Here is a 4,979-nt window from a genome sequence, read left to right as displayed (position 1 = left end):
ACGCCTCCCGGGCTCGTTGGAACAGACCGGCCCGGATGTCGAGGGAGCCGCGGTAGTCCACTTCGTCCACGAGAACGGCGTCGTCGACCAGGACCCGCAGGGCCACGGCCTCGTCGTCGTCGGGGTCGGTCACGAACACCCGGTAGAATGCGTTCGAGTTGTCGACGTCGAGCGTGGTCGGTCCGCTCACCTCCACCTCGGGCGGCCGGTAGTCGACCTCCCTCGCCAGATCGTTCATGACGCACGACGCCAGCGGCATCGTGACGAGGAGAACCAGCAGGGCTCGCAGCATGGAGCGCATCCTCCGGACGTGGAACGAAGGCAGCCCGCGGAGCGCGGACACACCGGACCGTCACGTACGGAGACGTCGCCGGAGGACGAACCGAACACTGAAACCGGAATTTCTCGCCGGCGGCCCCTACTCCCGCTTCAACACCACCTGTTCCTCCTCCGCCTTCACCGCGGCCAGGACGAACTCGCGGAAATCGGGGTACTCGTCCGCCTCGATCCGCAGGCGATCGGTCACGAAACGCTTCGTGCAGTGCAGGCGGCCGTCGTCGTCGAGCGAGCGGGTGAGCTCGAAGCGCCCGAAGTCGCCGTCGACGATCACGGGATCGCCCAGGCCCAGCGGCGCGAGTCCGGCGGGCAGCTCGAGGGTGAGTTCCTCGGTCGAGGTTCCGCGCCAGTGGATCATCTCGAGCGGACTCTGGCGGGTGCGGGTGGCCACCGCGGGCGAGGGCATGGCCCAGCCCGTCCACGGGACCTGCAGGATCCGCAGGTCGCCGGCGCGGGTCACCGGAGAGGGGATCGTCACGCGCAACCGGACGACGACGTCGTTGCCACCGGCTTCGTCCTTCTCGTAGTGGAGGTCCTCGACCTGCACGCCGGGGTGCGTCTGGCCGAGCATCTGCTCGAACAGGCGATCGATCTGCTCGGGCATGGTGCGCAACACCGAGCGCAGGTTCGCACCGTTCTCGCCCACGAAACGCGTGGTGCCCTCGAGCTCGAGCGTGTCGTCGTCGCGGAAGCGCGCCGTGTAGTGGCTGACCGTGCCGTCGGTGTCGACCGGCTCGACCGGGATCGTGGTGAAGCCGTCTCCGTCACCGACCAACAGGGCCGTCATCCCCTCGAGCGCCTTGGGAATGCCCGGGAAGGCGAGCTGGTCGCTGGTCGGATCGATCCAGTACTCGCGGCCGTCGTCGGTGCGCGCGTGGACGATGGCGTGACTGAAGCGCGGCGACGGCAGGTACGGAACCGTCATCACGAAGCGGGAGTTGACGAGCGCGAACTCGGCGTCGATGCCCATCGACCGCAGGGCGGCGATGATCACGGCCGCCTGGTCCTTGCAGTCGCCGTAGCGGGTGCGGAGGATGTCGTCGGAGGCGCGCGGCACGGTGGGGCTGTCGATGAACTGCCCGCCCTCGTACTCGATCTCCGCGCGCACCCAATCGGCCAGGACGTGGATGCGCGCGCTGTCCGGGGCGTCGGCCACGTCGAGCTCTTCGACCAGGGACTCGATCGCCGGCGTGGGACGCAGGCGGCCCTCGGACTCGTCGCGGTACCAGCGCACCACGTCGTCCCACGATCCGACGGTCGTGAAGTCCAACCAGAAGAGGTGGTCCAGGGACTGGGGCATGTTCGCCTCGAACTGCACGGCCGGGATCTCGCGGGCGGCCCAGGTGTGCAGCCGCCAGTCGCCCTGGCTCTCGACGTCGTGTTCGGTCTCGCCGTTGTGCACGACCCAGTCGAAGTCGTGGTCCGCGCCGATCAGAAGCGAGAAGCGGCTGCGGGCGCACGGCGCCTCGAGCTGGAAGCGGTTCTCGGTCCACGTGTGTCCGGCGAGCCCCGCGACCACGCCGCTCGGGGCGGCCACGCGGATCTCGATGACGTCGCCCACGCCGAGGTCGGTGAAGGTGAGTTCGCCGTATCCGACCTCGGCGTCGACCACCTGCCCGTCGGGCCGATGGGCCCGGGCGATCTCGAGGCCGCTGTGCTCGCCGCGCTGGGTCATCTCCTGCATCGCGCGATAGTTCGCCACGCCGGCCTCGCTGCTGATCAGGATCGCGTAGTGACGCCGCGTGAGGTCGGCCCCGCTCTCGAAGACCGTGGTCTGGACGTCGTCGAAGAGGTAGATCACGCCGGCCTCCGGGTCGGCCCAGTCGAGGTCCACGGTGTCGCGCAGGGTGGCGAGGTCGTAGGAGGGGAAGAGGTCGCGCATCGGTGGCTGGCCGCGCAGTCGACGGAGGGTTTCGCGCACCCCGATGTCGGAGGGGTCGAGCGACAGGGCGCGCTCGAGCTGCGCGATGGCGTCGTCCTTCTGGTCGAGCGACAGCATGAGTTCGGCCACCTCGCTGCGCAGCCGCACGTTCTGCGGCGACCAGAGCAGGGCCTCGAGGTAGGCCTGCAGGGCTTCGTCGTCGCGGCCGGCGTCGCGCAGGACCTCGGCGCGTTGGCGGTGGATCTCCACGGCCGGTCCGTTGGCGGCGAGCGCACGGTCGAGATAGCGCAGCGCGCCTTCGGTGTCCTCGGCCTCGGCGGCGAGGTGTGCGAGCTCGTAGGCGACGTCGACACGATCGGGCCGCAGCTCGTGGAAGCGCTCGAGCGCCTCACGGAGCCGGTGGCCCTGGTTCAGTTGGCGAAGGGCGACCGAGAGGTTCGACTGCAGATAGCGGTCGTACGGGCGCTCGCGGTGCGCGGCCTCCACCACTTCGAAGCCGCCGCGCTTGTCTCCGCGGGACATGCGAACCAGGCCGAGGAAGCTCTGCAGGGTGAGGTCGTCGGGTGCTTCGTCCACGAGCTCCTGGAGCGCGGCGAAGGCGGCATCGGTCTCGCCCTGATCCTCGAGTTCGCGCACCTGTTCGAGACGGAACGCGACCATCTCGGGCGCGAAGTCCGCGATCGCCGCAGCCAGGTTGTCGGCCTCGGGCGCATCCTGCGCCCGCAGCAGGCGCACCCGCTCGGCGTGGACCAGGCCGCTGCCCCGGAACTCTTCGTACAGTTCGTCGAGCAGGGTCTGCGCGCGCTCCGCCCACCCCAGGTCCCGGAGGTCGCGCAGCAGGAGCAGCCGGTCGACGAAGCCCGAACCCAGCGGCCACGAGGCGTATCGTTCACGGTAGTGGTCGGGCGGGTACGGCCGTGGCGACACCTCCGGGTCGGACTCCACCGCGATCGCGTCGAAACCGTCGGGCGGGGCGGCGCTCGTCTCCAGGGCCAGCGGCAGGCCGGTGGGATCGGTCAGGCGAACCTGCTCGAGCAGGCGATCGAACTCGGCGCCCGCCTTCACCAGGATCTGGTTCCAGCCCGCGCGCAGCGTGATCGGTACCGCGTAGAGATCGTAGAGGCCCGAACGATGCTCGGGTTCGTCGAGAACGAGATCCTCGTTGCACCACGCCCGGAACGAACCCGCGCCGGAGACGTGCAGGAGCGCCTCGCGATCGCGATCGGAGCGCACGTGGGTCACCGTGTACAGGAGCGCATTGGGGCGCTCGTCCATGAACTCGTCGAGATCGATCATCGCGTAGGGACCGCAGAAGGCCGGGATCCAGCGCAGGCGCGTGCCGTCGAGACCCTGGTAGTCGGCATCGGGATCGATCCCTCGCTCCGGACCCAGGACCCGCGTCATGCCCGAGCCGGCGACGTTGCCGAAGGGTCCGACGACCATCACGTCGCACAACGCTCCGACACGGTCGCCGTGCGTGGCCATGTCGTCCCACTCGGCCCGCGCGTCGTGGTGACTGGAGACGAGCAGTTCGACCGGCCCGTGCAAGGCCGGATGCGCGGCCGCGACGTCCTGCAGACGCTGCAGGTGTTCCGGCCAGTCGCCGGCCGGTCCGTACCGACCGTCCTCGCTCGACGCGTGCCGCAGCAACATCGCGTTTCCCGGATACTCCGGAGCCGCGGCCACCGCCTCGGCCAGCGCGGACAACTCCCGCGGATCGCCGAGGGCATCGTAGGCGACGAACAGTCCCCGGAAGACGCGGGCACGTTCGACCGCCGGCAGCGCATCGTCGGCGAGGATGTCGCGATAGGACGCGGCCGCTTCGCGGATGCGGTTCTCGGCGAGCAGCGACTCGGCAGCGGTGATGGCGGCGGTGATGGCTTCCGTTTCGCCGCCGGCGGCGGTGTCGGCGTGGGCCGTGTTCGCCACGGAGATCGCGGCGACGACCAGGAACAGGGCGATGACGGCGCGGGGGCGCTCCGGACGCATGGGGGACCTCCTCGGATCTCCGCGCGGCCGGGCGGATCGGCGCGGAGGGGTGGGCTTTCGGGCGTCGGGAGCGGGGTTGACGCTGTCGGAGGGAGGTGTGCAGCGTCAAGGACGCTGTTGTGATGGCACCTTGTCCCAGAAACTCCGTTTGCGCCGGTGGCGCTCGTACAGCCGTTCTCCGAAGGCGGCGTGGGGCTCGACGTCGTGCCAGTCGTCGATGGCATCGGCCAGGGTGATCAGCCGGGCCCACATGCGCCGGCCGTGGCCGTAGGCCTTGGTCCGTGCGATGTCGAGGATCGACACGAGCAGGGCGCGCGTGACGCAGGTGGCGGCCAGCGGCTGGTGGGCCTCGCGGAGGGCGTCGGCGACCGAGCCCCACGCATACCAGTCCCGGCCGTCGATCCTGTCGCGGTGCTTCACCACCCGGGCGGCGGCGGTGTCCGGGCGGCCGACCTCGAGGAGGAACCCGACGATGGCCGGGTCGAAGTCGTCGCCCGCCTCGATCCGGGCGACCGCTTCGTCGATCAGTCCGGCGCGGGCGTCCTCGCCGAGCAGGGCGACCAGTTCGTCGAGCCCGGTGACGCCCGGATGACGCTCGAAGTCGGCCCGGACCATCGCTTCCACGCGGTCGGTCCGACCGAGCTGGCGGTAGGCCTCCTTGGTCATCTGCCTCTGCTCGTACGCGCGGGGAGACACCCGACCGTCGTCGCGTTCGAGCCAGCGCAGGGCGTCGCGCGGACGCTCGGCGGCCAGGTAGACCTGCGCGATCTGC

The 4,979-nt window shown here is 70.3% G+C and carries 3 protein-coding genes; all 3 read right to left on the bottom strand.

The window, feature by feature from the left end; all coding sequences use genetic code 11:
- A partial coding sequence (locus tag VKA86_09895) for a hypothetical protein (protein ID HKK71518.1) occupies nucleotides 1-292 on the bottom strand: 292 nt, incomplete at its 3' end.
- Between the two features lie 126 nt (nucleotides 293-418).
- Entirely contained in the window at nucleotides 419-4,207 is a 3,789-nt protein-coding gene (locus tag VKA86_09890; protein ID HKK71517.1) for a transglutaminase domain-containing protein, read from the bottom strand.
- Nucleotides 4,208-4,312: 105 nt separating this feature from the next.
- On the bottom strand, nucleotides 4,313-4,979 hold a 667-nt coding region (locus VKA86_09885), incomplete at its 5' end, for a hypothetical protein (protein HKK71516.1).

It is taken from the genome of Candidatus Krumholzibacteriia bacterium (assembly GCA_035268685.1).
Classification (GTDB): Bacteria; Krumholzibacteriota; Krumholzibacteriia; order JAJRXK01; family JAJRXK01; genus JAJRXK01.
This window is presented reverse-complemented; position numbering and strand designations above follow the sequence as displayed.

What these genes read in the sequence shown, in the direction of transcription:
- VKA86_09890 (HKK71517.1), bottom strand. Translation starts at nt 4,207, where the DNA reads ATGCGTCCGGAGCGCCCCCGCGCCGTCATCGCCCTGTTCCTGGTCGTC.